Source organism: Halomonas sp. KM072 (genome assembly GCF_050710315.1).
GTDB lineage: Bacteria > Pseudomonadota > Gammaproteobacteria > Pseudomonadales > Halomonadaceae > Vreelandella > Vreelandella hamiltonii.
In genome coordinates this window covers 1049580-1065941 of sequence record NZ_CP136132.1, presented here as the reverse complement: position 1 = coordinate 1065941, position 16362 = coordinate 1049580, and the positions used below count along the sequence as shown (strand labels likewise).

Genomic DNA, 16362 nt, shown 5'->3' with positions numbered 1-16362 from the left:
CTATGATTATCGGCATAGACCCTGGACAAAGCGGCGGCATTAGCTACATCGCACCAAGCGGCGGTGCCGGTGGTTGCCCCATGCCCTTAACCGGTAAAGAGATCGACGGCCATGGCGTGGCTGAAATGCTTCGCGAGTTATGCCCGTCGGTCGTCATCATCGAAAAAGTTCACGCCATGCCAAAGCAAGGCGTATCCAGCACGTTCAAGTTCGGCATGGGCTACGGGCTGGTGATCGGGGTATGTGAGGCGCTAGGCATCCCCTATCGGCTGGTGACGCCCCAGGCGTGGAAAAAAGTGGTGCTGGCTGGCACCACCAAGGACAAGGACGCTGCCGTGTCATTCGTTCGCCGCGCCTACCCGGGTGTAGACCTCACTCCGGGCAAGAAGCGCGTTCCGCACGATGGTATTGCTGATGCAGTGTGCATTGCGGAGTACGGTCGCCAGTTGATGGCTAAGGGGGCGGCGTGAAGTGGAAGCAGAAAACCCACAACAACGACAGGTGCATAGTCAGCGATTGCGGTGCATATCGAATCAGCAAGTTCACATGCGGCGGCGTTGACCTATTCCTGGTCTATCACGGCACTGACGAGATCGGCGAAGCGCCGGACGGCAACAAGGCACGGCGGATAGCGGAAAAGCATAAAGCACAGGGGGCAGCATGATTACCAACGACGCACGACTAGCATGGGTGCTGGCACGCGATGACGGACTCCGCAGCCAGGGTGCTATCACTATGGAGATGGCCGAGCTTGGCGTGATGGTCGATTGCTCGGCCAAGGGTGGCGTAGGGTCAGGCGCTAATGCCGAGTACGCGGCAGTGCACGGGGCCATTCAGGCAATGGACGTGCCACGCCAGTCGGTCGGTGACTTTCTGAACTGCCGGGGCACGCTCAGCACATCAAGCATGCAGAAAGCGGCCACCATGGCCGCCCTCTCCGTTTCGCAGATCGCCGCCAAGCACCTGCCTGGATTCCCGAAGTGGTCGCCCGCGCGTCAGCGAATGCTCTACTGGGTAGCCTTGGCGGCCATGGAGCGCTGCTGGGTAATTCTGCATGACGTGCCGGAAAAGCTCGATCACAAGCAACGCGAGGAAGGCCGAACGCTGGATGAGCCTTGGAAGATCGGCAAATGGCTGCGCGGAAAACATGGTCAGGCGCTTGACCTCAAGCACTGGGGCGAACAGTGGGCCAAGCCCTGGCAGTTACTCCAAAACGTAGCGTTTGAGCTGGATGATGCGGGCCAGATTGAGATAGAAGCGCTGCTTGGCATTCAGCGCAGAATGCAAAAAGCCTCATGAAAGATTGCACCCTGGGCAATACGGAGCTATTATTTCCCAAGCTGTGACAGCTACGCTTAATCAGCACCTAATTCAAAGCCTCGCCATCGTGCGGGGCTTTTTGCTTTCCGATCTAGCCCGCCACCGTGCGGGCTTTTTCGTTTCAGTTCCCTACCTAGGCCGTTTACGGTCTTTGCCGCCCTCCCCTTGGCGGCTTTTTTATTCCGAGGTTCCTATGGCTTTTGCCTTCCTGCGCCACGTGCCCCAGGTGGGCAAGGCCACATACACCCCTCAGCCGTTCATGCTGCCGTGGGGTGCCCGAGTCGATGATGCGTTCATCGACAAGTTGTTCGAGATTTGCGAACGCATGGACTGGGGGCCTGACCTCGCAGACGAGCTGATGGGGTGCATGGCGTTTGAGACCGGTCGCACGTTCCGTCCGGATATTCGCAACGCAGCTGGCAGCGGTGCAACAGGCTTGATTCAGTTCATGCCCGCCACGGCCCGCGACCTCGGTACCACGACCGACGCCCTCGCCCGGATGACTGCCGTCGATCAGCTCGAATACGTTTACGCCTACTTCACCAAGTACGGCTGGCATCGCCGCGTGAAGACGCTGGAAGATATGTACATGGCCATCCTGATGCCCAAGTACATCAGCGCCCCGCTCGGCACGGTGCTATTCAACGATGGCACACGGGCCTATACGCAGAATCGCGGACTCGACGCCAACCAGGACGGCAAGATCACAAAAGCGGAAGCGGCTGGCCGTGTCCGTTCCGTCTATCTCGAAGGGTACTCCCCGGGCAATGCCCGAGAGGTTTTCTACACCGAATCGTAACCCCGCGCTCGCAGAGGTGAGCCACCATGCAGAGAGTGCGCCGTATGCCCCCAGATCCTCACGACCACAAGACGTGGGAGCTAGCCCTGTGGCTGCAGGTCAATGCCCCCTGGCTGGTGGCCGGGGTGGTCGCGATCTTCATGGCGCTGCTTCGGGCGTATCTCGACCGAGTAAAATTGAGCCGCAAGGACGTAGCAGAGGCGGTGATATGCGGCGTTTTCGTCATGGCGTCCAGACCGATCATGGTCACCATGGGCATTGCTGACGATTGGGCCATTTTTATCGGCGTGGTGACTGGGTTCCTGGGAGTGCGTTTCTTTCGCCCGGCGATTGAGGCAATGGCGCGCCACATCTTGAATAATCGAGGTGGCAAATGACAACCAAAGAAGAGTTCACCGCCCTTCGTCGCAAGGTGCGTTACTACCAGCGTCAGGCGTGGGCATCGACTGTTGCGTTTGTGGTAGCTGTCGCCCTACTCGCTATCGTTATTAGTCAAACCGTCGAGTCTCGGGCACAGCTCGCTCGAGCAACTGCTGTAATTGATCAGCAGGCCGAACGCCTCACGCAGCTAGAAGATGAAAACGCGACCATGTTTCATCATGTCCTGAGCGTACAAGGGCGTCTTAATTCGTGCCTGATCTCTGACGGGCAGCCCGCCATCAACTGGGAGAAGTATCAATGAACCTGATCCCCGAATGGCGAAAGGCCCACTGCATGTGGTCGGTGCGCCTGGGCGTCATCGCCGCCCTGCTCTACGGCCTGCAGCCCGTGCTTCCGCATTGGGAGGGTGTCATCCCTGAGTGGGTCTATGCCGCGTTGGCATCCGCGGTGGCTGTCGCTGGTGTGGTGGCTCGCCTGATCCCCCAGCAGCCAGTCGAGCAAGAGCGACAGCGGAGGAAGCCCAATGTTTGAGATCATCGCCGGAGTCATTGCATTACTGGTCGGCGCGCTGGGCGTGCTGCTCAAGCAGCGGAACAGCGCCCGCAAACAGGCCGACGATAACGCCCAAGCAGCCCGCCAAGAGCGCGCCCGCCGCGAGCAAGAGCAGCGTATCACCGCCAATCGAGAGAAGGCCAGAGAGGAAGCTCAACATGCACAGCGTGAAAACGATCAACATCAAAGCGCTGGCACTCGGCCTGCTGTGTTCGGGGATCCTCGGCTGCGCCAACACTCCTCCGGCCCCGACGCCGACTAGCTGCAGCATCCCCACCCTGGCCAGCCTGCCCGAGATACAAGCCAGCCAGCTCAGTACGCTGGATGGCTCGACATATTGGGCCCTGGCTGAACGCGAGAAACGAATCACTGACTGGGCGCTGGATATGCGCGCCATTTTGCAGGAGCTGTGTGATGGCGAAGGTCTCTAAGCTCCACCGAAACAGTGCAGACAAGACGCTCCAAGATGCGGTCAATGCCGACTTAGTGGAGTGCGTGGTGATAGGCAAGACCAGGGATGGCGAGGTCATTTGCTACTACGGCGATGACACGACAGCCGAGACAATGGCCGTTGCCGCCCTGATTGTTCAGGACAGCGCGACACGGCTGCTGATTGATGATGATTAACTCATGCCGAGAGGTAGGAGGTGGTCCATCTGCGAGGCGGGCTACGCTACCCGTCACCACGTCGAGAGACGTAGATGCGCATCAAAGAGCGTCCTTAAGGGGCGCTCTCTAATGTGTATTAATGAGAGGTAACGACATGGAAATGCCGCGCGACTACCCGCCGCCAGCTGATTGGACTACGCAAGAGCTGGAGCCAGTGACGCGCAAGAAGGCGTTGAAGGCGTACTCAAAGGGCGATTTGATTCGATACGTCCTAGAGCTAGAGGCTCGCATCGAGCGAGCGCAGAAGCAGGAGTGATCATGGAACCTCAAATGAGAATGCCCAAGTACCAGAGCCATAAGCAGGTCTGGGCGCTACGTATCGCTGGCGTAGAGATCCATAAGGACGGCTCTGCCACGATTGCGCCGAAGGATGATGGTTATGCGCCGTTCCGCACCCGAGTCGGTTGGGCTGATCGATTCCAAGGCTCCGAAGAAGATCCCGGCGTCTACGTGGAGTACGAAGACGGCTTTACATCATGGTCGCCCACCAAGGCGTTCGATGATGGCTACTCCTTAGCTGACTGAATAGGTAACCACATGTCCAAGAAGACTGCCCCGGATACAGAAAACATCCCGCAGTCTCACTGGGTGCGGCAGCGTACTGAAAACGACTGTGGCTGCGCCGCCCTCGCCATTCTGCTTGGTCTTAGTTATGAGGAAGTTGCCAACGCATGGCGAGCTAGCCTAAATCGCGAACCGAATGGCTCGACATACACCGACCTCTTAAAGGTTGCTGCTCATCTTGGCTACACGCTCAAGCGCGGAAGGACTACAAACGGCATCCGCCGCATTAGGCCTGAGCCTCGAGCCAATTACTCGCATTGGGTTGTATTGCTCGGAAACTGGATTTACTGCCCTACAGTGGGCATCTACCACAAAGACCATTACGCATGGAAAGCATGGGGTGATGGGCTGGAGATAATTTAATGAGCAAGAAGACTGCCAAAGAGGCTGTCGCGCTGACAGCACGGCAGTCTCGGTTTGTTGATGAGTACCTGATTGACCTTAATGCTACCCAGGCGGCAATTCGTGCTGGGTATAGCGCAAAAGGAGCAAATGCAACGGCTGCTCGTCTGTTAGCAAACGTTAGCATTCAGGCGGCAATTCAGGAGCGGATGAAAAAGCGTGAGCAGCGGACAGAAATCACGCAGGACCGCGTGCTGCAAGAGCTGGCCCGAATTGGTTTTGCTGACCTTCGCGAAGTATTCACAAATACCGGCAACCTACGCCGACCGGAAGAGTGGTCGGACGCCTTGGGCGCGGCAGTATCTGCCGTAGAGGTCGTTGTCAGGCCGTCGGGCGAATACGACGATGAAGGCCGCCCTGGGGTTGAGCATGTTCACAAGATCAAGCTGTGGGACAAAAACAGCGCGCTGGAGAAGATTGCCCGGCATCTGGGAATGTTTGCCGACACCGGCGCTGGAGACAAGAGCCGCCCAATCCACGTGGAGATAGTGAACCCGCATGCCTCAAATTGAGCCCTCTTGCCCGCAGTTCGATTACATCACGGCAGAGGATCCGTTTCCGGCAATGGTGGCGGGGTTTGGGGCGGGCAAAACTGAGGCAGCAGTGCTTCGCTCGATCATTGGAAAGTTGGCCTACCCAAAGCTCAACCGTGGCTTTTACGAACCCACCTATGACTTGGTGCGCATGATCGCCTTCCCGCGTTTTGAGGAGGTGCTGACGCGGCTGGATATACCGTACAAGCTCTACAAGTCGCCGTTGAACTACATCAGCATCGAGGGATACAGCAACATCTTTTTCAGGTCGATGGATGCCCCGCAGCGGATTATCGGTTATGAGCATGGTGATGCTGACGTGGACGAGCTGGACACGCTCAAGACCAAGGATGCCGCCGAGGTATGGCGAAGAATCCTGTCGCGTAATCGTCAGCGGAAGCCGGACGGCAAGCCAAACACAATCGGCACCACGACGACACCCGAAGGATTCCGATTCGTCTACCAGACGTGGAAGCAAAACCCGCGCCCTGGATACCGGATCATCCAGGCGCCAACGGAATCAAATACGCATCTGCCCGAGGGCTACATCGACTCGCTTCGGGCGATTTACCCGGAGGCCCTGCTGCAAGCCTACCTCATGGGTGAGTTCGTCAACCTGACCAGCGGCACCGTCTACCACACATTTAGCCGTGAGTTGAATAACAGCGATGCTGTAGAGCAGCGCGGCGAGCATCTTCACGTGGGCATGGACTTCAACGTCCAGGCCATGAGCGCTGTGATCCACGTTATACGCGACGGTGATCCGATTGCCGTGGGGGAGCTGACTGGCGTGCTGGACACGCCTGCCATGATCGACCTGCTCAAGGCCTGCTATTCCGATCACAAGCTGACGATCTACCCGGACGCTTCCGGCAAGGGGCGCAAGACGGTAGATGCCTCGACCAACGACCTGGCGCTACTCCGGCAAGCTGGCTTCTCGGTACAGGTCGACAATGCCAACCCGAGCGTGCGTGATCGCGTGCTGGCCATGTGCTCGGCGTTCAGCAACGCCAAGGGCGAGCGCCGCTATCGGGTCAACGTCAAACGGTGCCCTGAGTACACGTCATGTCTTGAGCAGCAGGCATACGACAAGCATGGCGCGCCGGATAAAACACAGGGCCTCGACCACGCACCGGACGCTGCTGGCTACTTCATTCATCGCATGTTCCCCATACACAAACCACGCACCGGCTCCACCATCGTCCCCGGATTCCGCTAGGAGAAGCACATGGGCGTCACTACGCTGCATCCCGACTACGAGAAGCATTTGCCCGAGTGGCAGATGATGCGCGATGCCCTGGAAGGCGAATCCGTCATCAAGGGCAAGGGAATCGTCTACCTACCCAAGACAGACGGCCAGCAGCATCTCGAAAACGAGCAGGGCTCCAAGGCGGCCTATCTCTATGAGAGCTACAAAGACCGCGCCGAGTATCCGCGCTGGGTCGCCGATGCGCTGCGCTCGATGATGGGCTTGGTGTCGCGCCTGACGCCTGAGTTCAAGGCGCCTTCCGGCATGGAGTACCTCGCCACCGAGGCCACAGCAGACGGCTTTGGCATCCAACAGCTCTATCTGCGCGTCGTGCGCGAGATACTGACCACCGGGCGCGTCGTGATTGCCGCCTCCGTGGCAAGCGATGGCCGCGCCTATGCCGCGCTCTACCCTGCCGAGTCCGCGATCAACTGGAAGGAGACGCAGCAGGCCGGCCGACAAGACCTGTCGCTGCTCGTGCTGGAGGAGGCGCGGGACAAACCAGGCGAAGACGAGTTTGAGCACAAGACCGAGACAGTCTATCGAGTGCTGGATCTCAGCGAGGGGCGCTATCGCAAGCGCCTGCTGGATGCCAATGGTGAGCTGATCGAGGAAGTCCTGCCGCGCGCCATGGGCCGCCCTATCGGCTACCTGCCGGTCATCTTTGCTGGCTCGACTGACAACGCGCCGGACGTGGACGAAGTGCCGCTACTGACCATGGCGCAGGCTGCCGTCAAGGCGTACCAACTCAGTGCTGACTACTACGAGTCGCTGCACAAGACGGCGCACCCGCAAGCATGGGTATCGTCTGACCAGGAGGTGGACTTCAAGCTGCACGGCCCCGGCACGCTGTGGCAGGCAGGGGCAGATGGCAAGTTCGGCTATCTGGAAATCACCGGCATCGGCATCGAGGCCACCCGCCAGGCGATGCACGACCAGCGCAATGCCGCCCTGGAGGCAGGTGCTCGCGTGGTCGACGCGGGGCGGCAAGCCGAGTCTGGTGATGCTCGCCGCGCACGCCAGGACGACCAGCACGCCTCGCTGCACAGCATTGCCATGACTGCCGCCGAGGCCGTGGAGCAATTCATCGCCTTCGCCATGGACCTGGTCGGCAAGCGCGGTGAATACACGTTCAGCGTCAAACCCGACTTCTCGGCAGGCGACATCAATGCCCAGATGGCCACGCAGATGCTCAACGCCGCCCTGGCTGGCGTGATCTCCTACGAGAGCTATTGGGAGTACATCCGCACTGGCAAGGTGCCGGATCGTGATTACAAAGACGAGGCGCTACGCCTGGATGGGCAGGTAATGAGCGATGGCGAATGATCGTGATGAGGCACAGCGCAGGCTGGTGGCGGCAATCGCCCAGCATACGGCCTACCTGCACCGCACCGGCACGGCTCACGTCAACAAGATTAACACCATCATCGACGAGGCAGGCTCGGAACTGGCCCGCGAACTGAATGACCGGCTCGACAATCTGGCGCCTGCCGAATTACAGGCGTTCGCCCAGGGGCGCTATCACACTAGTCGCCTCAAGGGGCTGAAGCAGGCGCTCGATGCATGGGTGGACAAGCTGGGCGACCGCATCCGCACGCTCAGCATTGACGAGATCGAGCAGCTCGCTTCGCAGGAAGCGGGGTACATGCGCGACCTGCTGGCTGAGGCGATAGACGGCACGCTGCCTGCCGCTCCGGCTGCCGCCGCTGCTACGGCGGTGATGACGCAGCCGGTATTGGGTCAGTTTGTCGATGACATGCTGGCAGGCATCCCCGAGAACACGCGCCGCCAGGTATACAACCGGCTGCGCCAAGGGTTCACTGAGGGTGAAGCCAACGGGCAGATCGTCCGGGCGCTGCGCGGCACCAAAGCGGCAGGTTTCAAGGATGGGCTGCTGCAGACAACGCGCAACGAGGCAGAGCGCATCGTTCGCACCGCCAGGGCACATGCCAGCCATGTGGCCTACGAGGAAACCTACGATGCCCTCGGCGTGACAGAGCTGGTGTGGACGGCTCAACTTGAGGCCCGCACCTGCAAGCGCTGCGCCCCCCTGGACGGCCAGCGTTTCCAGCGCGACAAGCCGCACCCTGTTGACCCTTTACACATCAACTGTCGCTGCAAGCTCGCGCCGTCTCTCGGCGGTGATGTGATGGGCCAGCGCCCTTACGTCAAGGCCATGAAGGTGCGCAACGGCTACCGCATCGACCCAGAGACAGGCGAGCGCGTGGCGCGCGGGCCGCATTATCGCTCCATCGGCGATATGACCAAGAAGCAGCGTGAGAACGTCGGGCTAGAGGTGGGCCAGGTGTCAGCGAACACCACGTTCTCCGGTTGGTTCGGTCGCCAGGATGCTGCGTTTCAAAAAGAATGGCTGGGCGACAAGCGATACCGGCTCTACCGCGATGGCGGCTATACGCTCGAGCGCTTCGTTGATCCAATCAAAGGCGAGCTAACGCTTGACCAGCTACGTCAGCGAGACGCCGCGACATTCGCTGAGCTATTCGGCTAAACTGGCTGGATGGAACCCTGCGATGTTCATTTCCTCCAGTGGTGGCGCGCTTCGCTCCGACGATGGGCGGGTATTGCCACGCCTCATGACCTGATCCAGGCAAAGACCGGCTGGGAGATCAGCATGCTCATACAGATCAAGCTGGGCGCTATTGAGTAGCCCAATCAAGTATCCAATCAACCGCCCACGTGGCGGTTTTTTCGTATGGCCGCTAGGTGGCCACCCAACCGCTCTAGGAGCATGACATGCCCCCGTTTGAAATTGACTTCGCAGAACTCGGCCTGGAATTGGACGACGACAAGGCGGCAGCCCTCAAGGAGGCGCTATCAGCCAAGCACCAGGAGGCGCTCGACAAAGAGGTCGGCGGCCTCAAGTCCAAGCGTGATGAGCTGCTCGACGCTCAGCGCAAGATGAAAGACCAGCTCAAGAAGTACGAGGGTATCGACCCCGAGCGCGCCCGCAAGCTGGAGGCGCAACTGGCCGAGAACGAGGAGGCTCGCCTGATTGCCGATGGCAAGATTGACGAGGTGCTGGACAAGCGCACCGAGCGTATGCGCAGTGAGTTCGAGCGCAAGCTGCAAGAAACCACGCTAGAAGCCGAGCAGGCCAAGAGCTTCGCTGACCGCTTCCGTGGCCGCGTGATGAGCGACGAGATGCACCGCGTAGCCGATGCCGTGGGCATGCGTGCCGAGGCGGTGGCTGACGCAGTGAATCGCGCCTCACCGCTGTTCGAAGTCAACGACGAAGGGCAGGTTGTGCCCCGTGACCCCAACGAGCGAGACGCCGACGACAAGCCTCTATCCCTAAAGGCTTGGGTGGAATCGCTGAAAGAAGCTGCCCCCCATCTATTCCATCAGCCCGAGGGGCTGGACCTGCCGGGGGGTGGTCGCTCCAACGCGCCTAGGGCGTGGAAGGACGCCAAGACCACCGCTGAAAAGGTGGCTCTCCTTAAACGCAAGCAATGAGGTAACGCCCTATGGCACTTTCTGATATGAAAGTCTTCAATGACTTCATGTACCGCGCCGCTACCGAGACCATCCGGCAGCAGATCGAACTGTTCAACGGCGCCACTAACGGCGCCATGACCCTGGCTCAGGCTGGCAACGTGGGCGATTTCGCCCATGAGGCTACCTACAAGGCCATCGGTAACCTAATGCGCCGTCGTGACGCCTACGGCTCCGGTGCTGTCACCCCGACCAAGCTGGAGCAGATGGCTCACGTCGCGGTCAAGATCGCGGGCGGCACTGCGCCGGTCGAGTTCGAGCCGCAGCAGTTCGCCTGGATTCAGCGCAACCCCGAGGAAGCTGGCGTGGTCATCGGTGAGCAGGTGGCGCGTGGCGTCATCGCTGACGAGGTGAACACCGCCATTCTGGCGCTTCAGACTGCCCTGTCTGGAAATAGCGATGTCAGTCACGACGCCACCGCAGGCACCCTGACCCTCAACGCCCTTAACAAAGGCGCGGCCAAGTTCGGCGACCGCATGATGGATATCATGGTTTGGGTGCTGCACTCCAAGCCCATGTCCGACGTGTACGACGGCGCCCTGACCAACGGCAACCAGCTGTTCGAGTTCGGCACTGTCCGCGTGACTCAGGACGGCTTCGGTCGCCGCTTCGTCATGACCGACGCCCCAGCTCTGTTCGAGGCCGATGGTGGTGGTGCTGGTGTCGACCACTACCACACCCTGGGCCTGGCCTCAGGCGCCGCCAATGTCGAGGACAACGGCGACTACTACGCCACCGTCGAGGAGAAGACCGGCAACGAGAACATCCAGCGTATCTTCCAGGCTGAATACACCTTCAACCTGGGCCTCAAGGGCTACGCCTGGAACACTGCCGTCAAGTCGCCCACCGATGCCGCCATCGGCACCGGCGCGAACTGGAGCCAGATCGCAACCGACATCAAGGACACCGCAGGCGTCCACGTCGTCAGCCTCTGATCTGAGCGGTAACAAGGGCGGCCTTCGGGTCGCCCTTCTTCTCTGGAGGCACCATGGAACTGATTTACACGCAGAAACGAACAGGCTTTGAGGCCGGTAAGCATTACCGCAACCCCCGATTTTTTGACCGCCCAGAGGCTGGCGTGACTCGCGTCACTCTGGATGGTGATTACCCGCACATTGCAGCTGCCTACGAGGCCGCCAACGTGCCCGTCAGCGGTCAGCAGGCCAAGGCCGTACCCAAGACCCAACCCGAGCCCACAGAGCCGCCTACTGAGGCCGCAGAGAGCGACAAGCCCAAGCGTGGCCGCTCGCGCAAGGCTCAGGAGTAACCCATGGCCCAATTCATAACCGTCGAGGATGTTGACGCCACTCTCGGCAGTGACTGGGCCGAGGAAGATGCTAAGCCGCTGGCCGTTCAGCAGGCCAACGATTGGCTCACGGCGAAAGGCGTTCCGGTCGACGTTGACGACGACCGCGTCACCCGCGCCGGTGCGTATCTCGCCAAGATGGCAGCGGCTGGCACTTTGTACGCCGATACCAGGGGTAACGTGAAGCGCAAACGGGTCAAGGCTGATAGCGTCGAGTCCGAAACCGAGTACGCCGATGGCTCCCGCGCTGTTCTTGGCGATATGGCCTACGTGAACGACCTGCTCAAGCCGTGGCTGAATCCGTTTGGCGCATCCGTGCGCATGCTCAAGAGGCTGTGAGAATGAGCGGATACCGAATACTGCTTGGCATCCGAAGCCATGCTGGCTGGGTCGATCACTACCAACGGAGCTATCGGAGCGCCTGCGAGCTGATGGCTGGCCCGATTGGCGATGACTCGATAATGCGCCGCCTCAAACGGACAGCTCTTGCATCGATGACGCTGCACGCTGTAGAGCATGACCGGGAGCAAGCGCATGGGAATTAGAGACGACCTTCAAGCCGACATTGCCGAGGCGTTCGATGATGTCGACGGCTTGGCTGATGCGGTGACCGCGTTCAGCTGCACCCGGGAGGTGGTTACCGGTGGCTATGACCCCGAAACCGGCACCACGCCCCAAACCACCATAGGCTATCAGGGTCGCGGCGTTTTCGGCGGATTCCGGCAGTTCGAGATCGATGGCAGCCGCATTCTGGCCACCGATACCAAAATCACGGCCCTGCAGAACGAAATATGGCGGGTCGAGAATGGCGAAGTCACGAATACGCCGGACGCGCCGCAGGTCGATGACGTCATCAACGGCCTGACTGTCGTTGACGTTCGCAAAGACCCGGCAGATGCCGCCTGGATCATTCAGGCTCGGAGGACGTAATGGCTAGAGGTGGCTGGTCCATGCCGCTGGGCGGCTTTATTCAGGAGGTAGAAGGCCAGCTCAGCAAGCAAGGCGCTGAAATGGTGCTCTACGCCCTGCAGCAGTTGATCATTCACTCACCCGTTGATGAAGGCGCTTACCGCGGCTCGCACTTTCTGACGATCGATGACGTCGACCATGAAAAAGTGCCCCATTACGGGCCAGACGAATCAATGCGCGAAGCCGAGCGGATCCTGGCGGCCAATCCCTCACCGTTCAAGCTGGTCACCATTCAGACCAACATCCCCTATGGCGAGCGCATCGAGGATGGCTGGTCTGGGCAAGCGCCGTATGGCGTTTACTCCATCGCCTACAACAACACGCGGGAGCGCTACGGACGATGAACCCAACGTTTGAATCCATCCGTCTAGCCATCGAGCGCCGACTGGCCACCTGGGACGGCGTACCGGTCGAGTATGACGGCGCGCCCCGGTCTCCGGCACTGAAAGCAGCCATTGAGGCCAAAGAGTCATGGGTGCGCTGCACTATTCAGCATGGTGATAGCTTCGCTCCCTACAAAGGCGCTTCACCAGGCGTTCGCCGGACAGGCTTGACCCAGTTCCAAGTCTTTACGCCGGAACGACAAGGGTCTCGGCCTGCCGCCCTGCTCGCAGACTCTCTTGCCGAGCACTTTCAATTTTACCGAGACGGCGGCCTTGAGCTGCTAACGGCAAGCGTGCAGCGAGTGGGGCCGGAAAGCGGCTGGTACATGTATTTGGTCAGCCTGCCATGGCGCGCTGGCTAACCTAAACACTTCACCCCAATGGCCCGCTAATGCGGGCTTTTTTATGCCTGCAAAACGGCCATAGGAGAACACCATGAGTTCAGGCTCGCAGATTATTAGCTACCTAGTGGCAGAAACCACGCCGGGCACCACTCCGGCAACACCCACTTGGGACACCTTGCGTCTCACTGGTAACAGCATGACTCCCAATGTCAGCACGGAAGTTAGTGACGAGATTCGCGCTGACCGTATGGCGGGCGGCTCGATTATTACCTCCCTCGACTATCAAGGGGATTTGAGCGCTGAGTTCTCGGCGGTGTCGTTTGACCAATTACTCGAAGCCGCCTTTTACGGCGACTGGACCGCTGACGTTCTCGAAGTGGGCAGCTCTCGCCACACCTTCACCCACGTCAAGGGCTATCAGGACATTGGCGTATGGGCCACGTTTCGAGGCCTGCATATCGGCACGCTGGCGTTGGAAATCCCCGAAGAAGGCAAGATCACCTGCACCTTCACGGGCATGGCGCTGGAGAGCGAGGACGGCACCACCAACCCCACGACCGGCGATACCATCAACCCGCCCACAGAGACCGTCCCAATGGGTTCGGCCACCTCAGTCGGCGACGTCCTAATTAACGGGCAAACGCTGGCGGGCGAAGCCTGCGTATCTGCCCTGTCGATGACGATCGACAACACCATGCAGGTACAGCGCTGCCTAGGTCGAGCCGGTCCTGGCGCGCTGATTGCCACGCGAGCCAATATCACCGGTCAGGTCACGCTGGCATGGTCGGCAGCCTCCTACCAAATCTGGAAAAAGATGCTGACCCGCGAGGCTGTGGGCATCGTGTTCCCGCTGGAAGACGCCGCAGGCAACAGCTACACGTTTGAGATTCCTCAGGCCGAACTCGACGGCGCCCTACCCGATGGAGGTAATGAAGAGATCGTGCAAGTGACTTTAGATTTTACGGCGAAGCTAACGCCCGTAAAAGTGACTCGCGTTCTCGCGACATAACCAAAAGCAAAGCCCCGAAGTGCGCTAACACTCCGGGGCTTCTTGATTCGTCCTTGAGCAGACAAGGAAGACCATAGATGAATTTTAGCTCATTGGTGGAGCTTATGAAAACCTGTATCGAGCGATATGGATTGTGGCGATCAGTGAGCGCGTTCTTCGCCTGCTGCCTCGCACTCTCCATGTTTGCGATTGCATGGCGGCTGCCGGAATTGCTGGCCCTTTTCATACAGTAGCACCCCGATCAACCAGTTTGGCGCTCTAGGGAAAACCGCGACCTTGAGCGCCCTTTTTTATTGCGGAGCGGAAGGAGATACCCATGGGCTATAAAGCTGGTCGAGTAGACCGTAAAAAAGTGAATGAAGGCGTGCCAGTCGAAGTTTGTGGCGCCAAGTGGATCATCGCGCGCGCTGGCAATGCTCAGGCTCTCGACGTAGTTGAAGAAGTGCGCAAGGCATCGCTGAAAACAGGCGAGGAGCGTATTCGCGCGAATGCCGAGATTATTGCTGACGGCATCCTGCGCGGCTGGGGCGACGACGTAATGGATATCGAGGGTAATCCTCTGCCTTATTCTCGGGAAGCGGCTATCGAGCTGCTGATTGACGACCCTGAACTGGCTGACGGTTTGCTGGTTGAGGCGCGTCGCAATGAAAACTTCTACCGAGACGACGTCGCGACTCAGAAAAAAAAGCGGTAGCCGTGCTGGAGTACGACCTACGGGCGTCCGGGAAAGAAACCAAAATGGCCGCCATTGCCGCCAAGCTTGGCATGTCAAAACAAGCCGAGAGGCCAGACGCCGATGAGCGAACCCTGTTCTGGCTCGACACGTATTGGCTCGCGGCGAGAGGTAGGCCGCACACGCACGGCATCCCCCTGCCCTTGCCGCCGCTAGATATCATCGATCTGATTGAAAAGCTGGAGCTGCCCGCCGAAAGCGACGAGGCCGTGGCCGTGATATGCGCCATGGACGACGCCTGGATCCACTGGAAAGACAGTCAGCAAAAAAAGCCTAGCAAAACCAAAGCCGCCCTCTGAATCGAAGATATAAATCCGGAGAAATGATCATGCAAGACATTCAAAAGCTGTACGAAGAATTTAACGAGCAGTCAAATAAGGCTCAAGAGACTTACGACGCTTATCGAAACGAGCAATTAAAAGCAGATGAAGCAAAGTACGCCTGGTTGAATGCAGCGGCTGCCGCCTCTGGGGACGACAGCCAACCTTACGGCGAAGAGCATGGCAAGCAATTTGCCACTTTCTCCTAACGATTTTCCAGTGCCTTGAGCCTCTTATCTAGGTCCTTGATTGCCACATTGATTTGATACTCTATTGCGACTATGTCGCCTTTAAGGCTTGGATCGGCAAACTCAGCTTTCTCTAGTATTTTTGGCAAGGCTTTCTCAATTTTGCCGATAGCCTCTATTGCTGCTGATTCTTGTTGCATGGTGATGCCTCCTTTGCTTGTGGTGAGCTTGGAGCGTATCAATATGCTTAGGAGTTGGGCAGACTGGGGAAACGTACAGGGCATGGACGCTATACCCTACCCCATGGTGGGCACCTACGCTATGCTAAGCGAATCTCAGGCAGTACATAACAGGGGTTCGCGATGAAGTTCGGGCGTGGTGGCGAGGACAAAATAATGGCTTTGGCCATCGTGGGCATTGTTGCTTTTGGTATCGTCAGCATGACCCTATCTGAGTCTGGCGGCGCTGCAAATGACGCTGCCTCGGAAGAGGCTCAGCCCAGCCTCGATGCAGCTCCTGCCACTGATGATACGGCTCAAGATCAAGAGGTAACTAATGAAACGCGAGGCGTTCTGGTGACTCGCGAGGAGTATGGCGATGACTGGCCGTTCACTGTTGATAGTGGGCGCTTAGATTGCAGGCAAGGTGGAGCGGCCGTCTTTACATCTGGCCAGTGGACGTACCAGCTGAACGGGGTTGCATCGCAAAAAGGATACGCCGATTTAGCGCCTATTTGGCGCGATAACCCAGCAATCCCCGGGGCAAAGGTTAGTATCTCAGACATGATCAGCGTGGCACGGCAGCAGTGTGCGCAAGATCCCGCCTTTGAAGCAGCGCGCATTCAAGCGCAGCGAGACCGCGAATCTCAAGATCGTCTGGCAGTAGTCCAGGCGCAAAGACTGGTTCGTGAGTCTCTACGAGATGGTCGATCCTCAGATTTTCGCAATATATACGTGTCCCAACGCTCAGGGCGAAATGTGTGTGGCGAGGTATCTGCTCGCAATGCACTGGGTGGAATGAGTGGTTATCAGCGCTTCATCATCTCTGGCCGCAGCGTCATATTTGAAGAAGTATCACCGAATTTCGCTGGCTTGTGGCAACAGTCTTGTTAGTTGCTGACGCGCAATG

The 16362-nt window shown here is 58.9% G+C and carries 28 protein-coding genes; 27 read left to right on the top strand and 1 reads right to left on the bottom strand.

Features of this window, described 5'->3' with window-relative positions; translation table 11 throughout:
• Positions 1 to 2 precede the first annotated feature (2 nt).
• The 26 genes from RVM26_RS04915 (at position 3) to RVM26_RS04790 (ending at position 15255) form a co-directional block, all read left to right on the top strand.
• Positions 3 to 470 carry a RuvC family protein gene (locus RVM26_RS04915; protein WP_498941177.1) on the top strand — a complete coding sequence of 156 codons (468 nt, stop codon included), beginning with the start codon at positions 3 to 5 and terminating at the stop codon, positions 468 to 470.
• Positions 467 to 664: a hypothetical protein gene (locus RVM26_RS04910; protein ID WP_498941175.1), complete on the top strand. Its 198-nt coding sequence runs from the start codon at positions 467 to 469 to the stop codon at positions 662 to 664. The genes RVM26_RS04915 and RVM26_RS04910 overlap by 4 nt, the downstream gene beginning before the upstream one ends.
• Entirely contained in the window at positions 661 to 1299 is a 639-nt protein-coding gene (locus RVM26_RS04905) for a hypothetical protein (protein ID WP_498941173.1), read from the top strand. Before RVM26_RS04910 ends, RVM26_RS04905 begins: the two co-directional genes overlap by 4 nt.
• Before the next feature lie 214 nt (positions 1300 to 1513).
• Positions 1514 to 2119, top strand: coding sequence for a lysozyme family protein (locus tag RVM26_RS04900; protein WP_498941171.1), 606 nt, complete (start codon positions 1514 to 1516; stop codon positions 2117 to 2119).
• A 44-nt stretch (positions 2120 to 2163) separates the two neighbouring features.
• Positions 2164 to 2496, top strand: coding sequence for a phage holin family protein (locus RVM26_RS04895; protein ID WP_498941170.1), 333 nt, complete (start codon positions 2164 to 2166; stop codon positions 2494 to 2496).
• Complete coding sequence (locus RVM26_RS04890; RefSeq protein ID WP_498941168.1) at positions 2493 to 2801, top strand: hypothetical protein; 309 nt, start codon at positions 2493 to 2495, stop codon at positions 2799 to 2801. The genes RVM26_RS04895 and RVM26_RS04890 overlap by 4 nt, the downstream gene beginning before the upstream one ends.
• A complete protein-coding gene (locus tag RVM26_RS04885; RefSeq protein ID WP_498941166.1) occupies positions 2798 to 3031 on the top strand; it encodes a DUF7940 domain-containing protein in 234 nt (77 codons plus the stop codon). Before RVM26_RS04890 ends, RVM26_RS04885 begins: the two co-directional genes overlap by 4 nt.
• Positions 3024 to 3314, top strand: coding sequence for a hypothetical protein (locus tag RVM26_RS04880; RefSeq protein ID WP_498941164.1), 291 nt, complete (start codon positions 3024 to 3026; stop codon positions 3312 to 3314). The genes RVM26_RS04885 and RVM26_RS04880 overlap by 8 nt, the downstream gene beginning before the upstream one ends.
• 152 nt (positions 3315 to 3466) lie before the next feature.
• Positions 3467 to 3679 carry a hypothetical protein gene (locus RVM26_RS04875; protein ID WP_498941162.1) on the top strand — a complete coding sequence of 71 codons (213 nt, stop codon included), beginning with the start codon at positions 3467 to 3469 and terminating at the stop codon, positions 3677 to 3679.
• A 300-nt stretch (positions 3680 to 3979) separates the two neighbouring features.
• On the top strand, positions 3980 to 4246 hold the full coding sequence (locus tag RVM26_RS04870; RefSeq protein WP_498941160.1) for a hypothetical protein: 267 nt from the start codon (positions 3980 to 3982) through the stop codon (positions 4244 to 4246).
• A gap of 12 nt (positions 4247 to 4258) precedes the next feature.
• Positions 4259 to 4648 carry a cysteine peptidase family C39 domain-containing protein gene (locus RVM26_RS04865; RefSeq protein ID WP_498941158.1) on the top strand — a complete coding sequence of 130 codons (390 nt, stop codon included), beginning with the start codon at positions 4259 to 4261 and terminating at the stop codon, positions 4646 to 4648.
• On the top strand, positions 4648 to 5199 hold the full coding sequence (locus RVM26_RS04860; protein ID WP_498941155.1) for a terminase small subunit: 552 nt from the start codon (positions 4648 to 4650) through the stop codon (positions 5197 to 5199). The genes RVM26_RS04865 and RVM26_RS04860 overlap by 1 nt, the downstream gene beginning before the upstream one ends.
• Complete coding sequence (locus tag RVM26_RS04855) at positions 5186 to 6439, top strand: terminase large subunit domain-containing protein (RefSeq protein ID WP_498941152.1); 1254 nt, start codon at positions 5186 to 5188, stop codon at positions 6437 to 6439. Before RVM26_RS04860 ends, RVM26_RS04855 begins: the two co-directional genes overlap by 14 nt.
• 9 nt (positions 6440 to 6448) lie before the next feature.
• The gene (locus tag RVM26_RS04850; RefSeq protein ID WP_498941151.1) at positions 6449 to 7795 is read left to right on the top strand and encodes a DUF4055 domain-containing protein; all 1347 of its coding nucleotides are present in this window, start codon (positions 6449 to 6451) and stop codon (positions 7793 to 7795) included.
• Positions 7785 to 8978 (top strand): structural protein, encoded by a 1194-nt coding sequence (locus RVM26_RS04845; protein WP_498941148.1) that lies wholly within the window; start codon positions 7785 to 7787, stop codon positions 8976 to 8978. Before RVM26_RS04850 ends, RVM26_RS04845 begins: the two co-directional genes overlap by 11 nt.
• Positions 8979 to 9223: 245 nt before the next feature.
• Positions 9224 to 9943 carry a hypothetical protein gene (locus tag RVM26_RS04840; protein ID WP_498941146.1) on the top strand — a complete coding sequence of 240 codons (720 nt, stop codon included), beginning with the start codon at positions 9224 to 9226 and terminating at the stop codon, positions 9941 to 9943.
• Between the two features lie 11 nt (positions 9944 to 9954).
• Entirely contained in the window at positions 9955 to 10917 is a 963-nt protein-coding gene (locus RVM26_RS04835) for a major capsid protein (RefSeq protein ID WP_498941143.1), read from the top strand.
• A 53-nt stretch (positions 10918 to 10970) separates the two neighbouring features.
• A complete protein-coding gene (locus RVM26_RS04830; RefSeq protein ID WP_498941141.1) occupies positions 10971 to 11249 on the top strand; it encodes a hypothetical protein in 279 nt (92 codons plus the stop codon).
• A gap of 3 nt (positions 11250 to 11252) precedes the next feature.
• Positions 11253 to 11627, top strand: a complete 375-nt coding sequence (locus RVM26_RS04825; protein ID WP_498941139.1) for a hypothetical protein — start codon at positions 11253 to 11255, stop codon at positions 11625 to 11627.
• A gap of 195 nt (positions 11628 to 11822) precedes the next feature.
• The gene (locus RVM26_RS04820; protein ID WP_498941137.1) at positions 11823 to 12218 is read left to right on the top strand and encodes a hypothetical protein; all 396 of its coding nucleotides are present in this window, start codon (positions 11823 to 11825) and stop codon (positions 12216 to 12218) included.
• Positions 12218 to 12601, top strand: coding sequence for a hypothetical protein (locus tag RVM26_RS04815; protein WP_058577991.1), 384 nt, complete (start codon positions 12218 to 12220; stop codon positions 12599 to 12601). The genes RVM26_RS04820 and RVM26_RS04815 overlap by 1 nt, the downstream gene beginning before the upstream one ends.
• The gene (locus tag RVM26_RS04810; RefSeq protein WP_498941134.1) at positions 12598 to 13002 is read left to right on the top strand and encodes a phage tail terminator-like protein; all 405 of its coding nucleotides are present in this window, start codon (positions 12598 to 12600) and stop codon (positions 13000 to 13002) included. Before RVM26_RS04815 ends, RVM26_RS04810 begins: the two co-directional genes overlap by 4 nt.
• Positions 13003 to 13075: 73 nt before the next feature.
• Positions 13076 to 13993 (top strand): phage tail tube protein, encoded by a 918-nt coding sequence (locus RVM26_RS04805; protein ID WP_498941132.1) that lies wholly within the window; start codon positions 13076 to 13078, stop codon positions 13991 to 13993.
• Positions 13994 to 14309: 316 nt separating this feature from the next.
• Complete coding sequence (locus RVM26_RS04800; RefSeq protein ID WP_339119202.1) at positions 14310 to 14687, top strand: phage-derived protein YdaY family protein; 378 nt, start codon at positions 14310 to 14312, stop codon at positions 14685 to 14687.
• Positions 14688 to 14731: 44 nt separating this feature from the next.
• The gene (locus RVM26_RS04795) at positions 14732 to 15025 is read left to right on the top strand and encodes a hypothetical protein (protein WP_498941130.1); all 294 of its coding nucleotides are present in this window, start codon (positions 14732 to 14734) and stop codon (positions 15023 to 15025) included.
• Between the two features lie 29 nt (positions 15026 to 15054).
• Positions 15055 to 15255 (top strand): hypothetical protein, encoded by a 201-nt coding sequence (locus tag RVM26_RS04790; RefSeq protein ID WP_498941128.1) that lies wholly within the window; start codon positions 15055 to 15057, stop codon positions 15253 to 15255.
• Here the strand turns inward: RVM26_RS04790 and RVM26_RS04785 are convergent.
• Positions 15252 to 15434 carry a hypothetical protein gene (locus tag RVM26_RS04785; RefSeq protein ID WP_498941126.1) on the bottom strand — a complete coding sequence of 61 codons (183 nt, stop codon included), beginning with the start codon at positions 15432 to 15434 and terminating at the stop codon, positions 15252 to 15254. The genes RVM26_RS04790 and RVM26_RS04785 overlap by 4 nt on opposite strands.
• A gap of 162 nt (positions 15435 to 15596) precedes the next feature.
• On the opposite strand from RVM26_RS04785, the gene RVM26_RS04780 reads away from it, so the two are divergent.
• Entirely contained in the window at positions 15597 to 16346 is a 750-nt protein-coding gene (locus tag RVM26_RS04780; RefSeq protein WP_498941124.1) for a YebY family protein, read from the top strand.
• The last annotated feature ends 16 nt before the right edge of the window (positions 16347 to 16362 follow it).

What these genes read in the sequence shown, in the direction of transcription:
- RVM26_RS04820 (WP_498941137.1), top strand. Translation starts at nt 11,823, where the DNA reads ATGGGAATTAGAGACGACCTTCAAGCCGACATTGCCGAGGCGTTCGAT.
- RVM26_RS04845 (WP_498941148.1), top strand. Translation starts at nt 7,785, where the DNA reads ATGGCGAATGATCGTGATGAGGCACAGCGCAGGCTGGTGGCGGCAATC.
- RVM26_RS04895 (WP_498941170.1), top strand. Translation starts at nt 2,164, where the DNA reads ATGCCCCCAGATCCTCACGACCACAAGACGTGGGAGCTAGCCCTGTGG.
- RVM26_RS04850 (WP_498941151.1), top strand. Translation starts at nt 6,449, where the DNA reads ATGGGCGTCACTACGCTGCATCCCGACTACGAGAAGCATTTGCCCGAG.
- RVM26_RS04915 (WP_498941177.1), top strand. Translation starts at nt 3, where the DNA reads ATGATTATCGGCATAGACCCTGGACAAAGCGGCGGCATTAGCTACATC.
- RVM26_RS04780 (WP_498941124.1), top strand. Translation starts at nt 15,597, where the DNA reads ATGAAGTTCGGGCGTGGTGGCGAGGACAAAATAATGGCTTTGGCCATC.
- RVM26_RS04815 (WP_058577991.1), top strand. Translation starts at nt 12,218, where the DNA reads ATGGCTAGAGGTGGCTGGTCCATGCCGCTGGGCGGCTTTATTCAGGAG.
- RVM26_RS04905 (WP_498941173.1), top strand. Translation starts at nt 661, where the DNA reads ATGATTACCAACGACGCACGACTAGCATGGGTGCTGGCACGCGATGAC.
- RVM26_RS04860 (WP_498941155.1), top strand. Translation starts at nt 4,648, where the DNA reads ATGAGCAAGAAGACTGCCAAAGAGGCTGTCGCGCTGACAGCACGGCAG.
- RVM26_RS04875 (WP_498941162.1), top strand. Translation starts at nt 3,467, where the DNA reads ATGGCGAAGGTCTCTAAGCTCCACCGAAACAGTGCAGACAAGACGCTC.
- RVM26_RS04810 (WP_498941134.1), top strand. Translation starts at nt 12,598, where the DNA reads ATGAACCCAACGTTTGAATCCATCCGTCTAGCCATCGAGCGCCGACTG.
- RVM26_RS04870 (WP_498941160.1), top strand. Translation starts at nt 3,980, where the DNA reads ATGGAACCTCAAATGAGAATGCCCAAGTACCAGAGCCATAAGCAGGTC.
- RVM26_RS04890 (WP_498941168.1), top strand. Translation starts at nt 2,493, where the DNA reads ATGACAACCAAAGAAGAGTTCACCGCCCTTCGTCGCAAGGTGCGTTAC.
- RVM26_RS04855 (WP_498941152.1), top strand. Translation starts at nt 5,186, where the DNA reads ATGCCTCAAATTGAGCCCTCTTGCCCGCAGTTCGATTACATCACGGCA.
- RVM26_RS04865 (WP_498941158.1), top strand. Translation starts at nt 4,259, where the DNA reads ATGTCCAAGAAGACTGCCCCGGATACAGAAAACATCCCGCAGTCTCAC.
- RVM26_RS04885 (WP_498941166.1), top strand. Translation starts at nt 2,798, where the DNA reads ATGAACCTGATCCCCGAATGGCGAAAGGCCCACTGCATGTGGTCGGTG.
- RVM26_RS04785 (WP_498941126.1), bottom strand. Translation starts at nt 15,434, where the DNA reads ATGCAACAAGAATCAGCAGCAATAGAGGCTATCGGCAAAATTGAGAAA.
- RVM26_RS04830 (WP_498941141.1), top strand. Translation starts at nt 10,971, where the DNA reads ATGGAACTGATTTACACGCAGAAACGAACAGGCTTTGAGGCCGGTAAG.
- RVM26_RS04880 (WP_498941164.1), top strand. Translation starts at nt 3,024, where the DNA reads ATGTTTGAGATCATCGCCGGAGTCATTGCATTACTGGTCGGCGCGCTG.
- RVM26_RS04795 (WP_498941130.1), top strand. Translation starts at nt 14,732, where the DNA reads ATGGCCGCCATTGCCGCCAAGCTTGGCATGTCAAAACAAGCCGAGAGG.
- RVM26_RS04840 (WP_498941146.1), top strand. Translation starts at nt 9,224, where the DNA reads ATGCCCCCGTTTGAAATTGACTTCGCAGAACTCGGCCTGGAATTGGAC.
- RVM26_RS04800 (WP_339119202.1), top strand. Translation starts at nt 14,310, where the DNA reads ATGGGCTATAAAGCTGGTCGAGTAGACCGTAAAAAAGTGAATGAAGGC.
- RVM26_RS04835 (WP_498941143.1), top strand. Translation starts at nt 9,955, where the DNA reads ATGGCACTTTCTGATATGAAAGTCTTCAATGACTTCATGTACCGCGCC.
- RVM26_RS04825 (WP_498941139.1), top strand. Translation starts at nt 11,253, where the DNA reads ATGGCCCAATTCATAACCGTCGAGGATGTTGACGCCACTCTCGGCAGT.
- RVM26_RS04900 (WP_498941171.1), top strand. Translation starts at nt 1,514, where the DNA reads ATGGCTTTTGCCTTCCTGCGCCACGTGCCCCAGGTGGGCAAGGCCACA.
- RVM26_RS04805 (WP_498941132.1), top strand. Translation starts at nt 13,076, where the DNA reads ATGAGTTCAGGCTCGCAGATTATTAGCTACCTAGTGGCAGAAACCACG.
- RVM26_RS04790 (WP_498941128.1), top strand. Translation starts at nt 15,055, where the DNA reads ATGCAAGACATTCAAAAGCTGTACGAAGAATTTAACGAGCAGTCAAAT.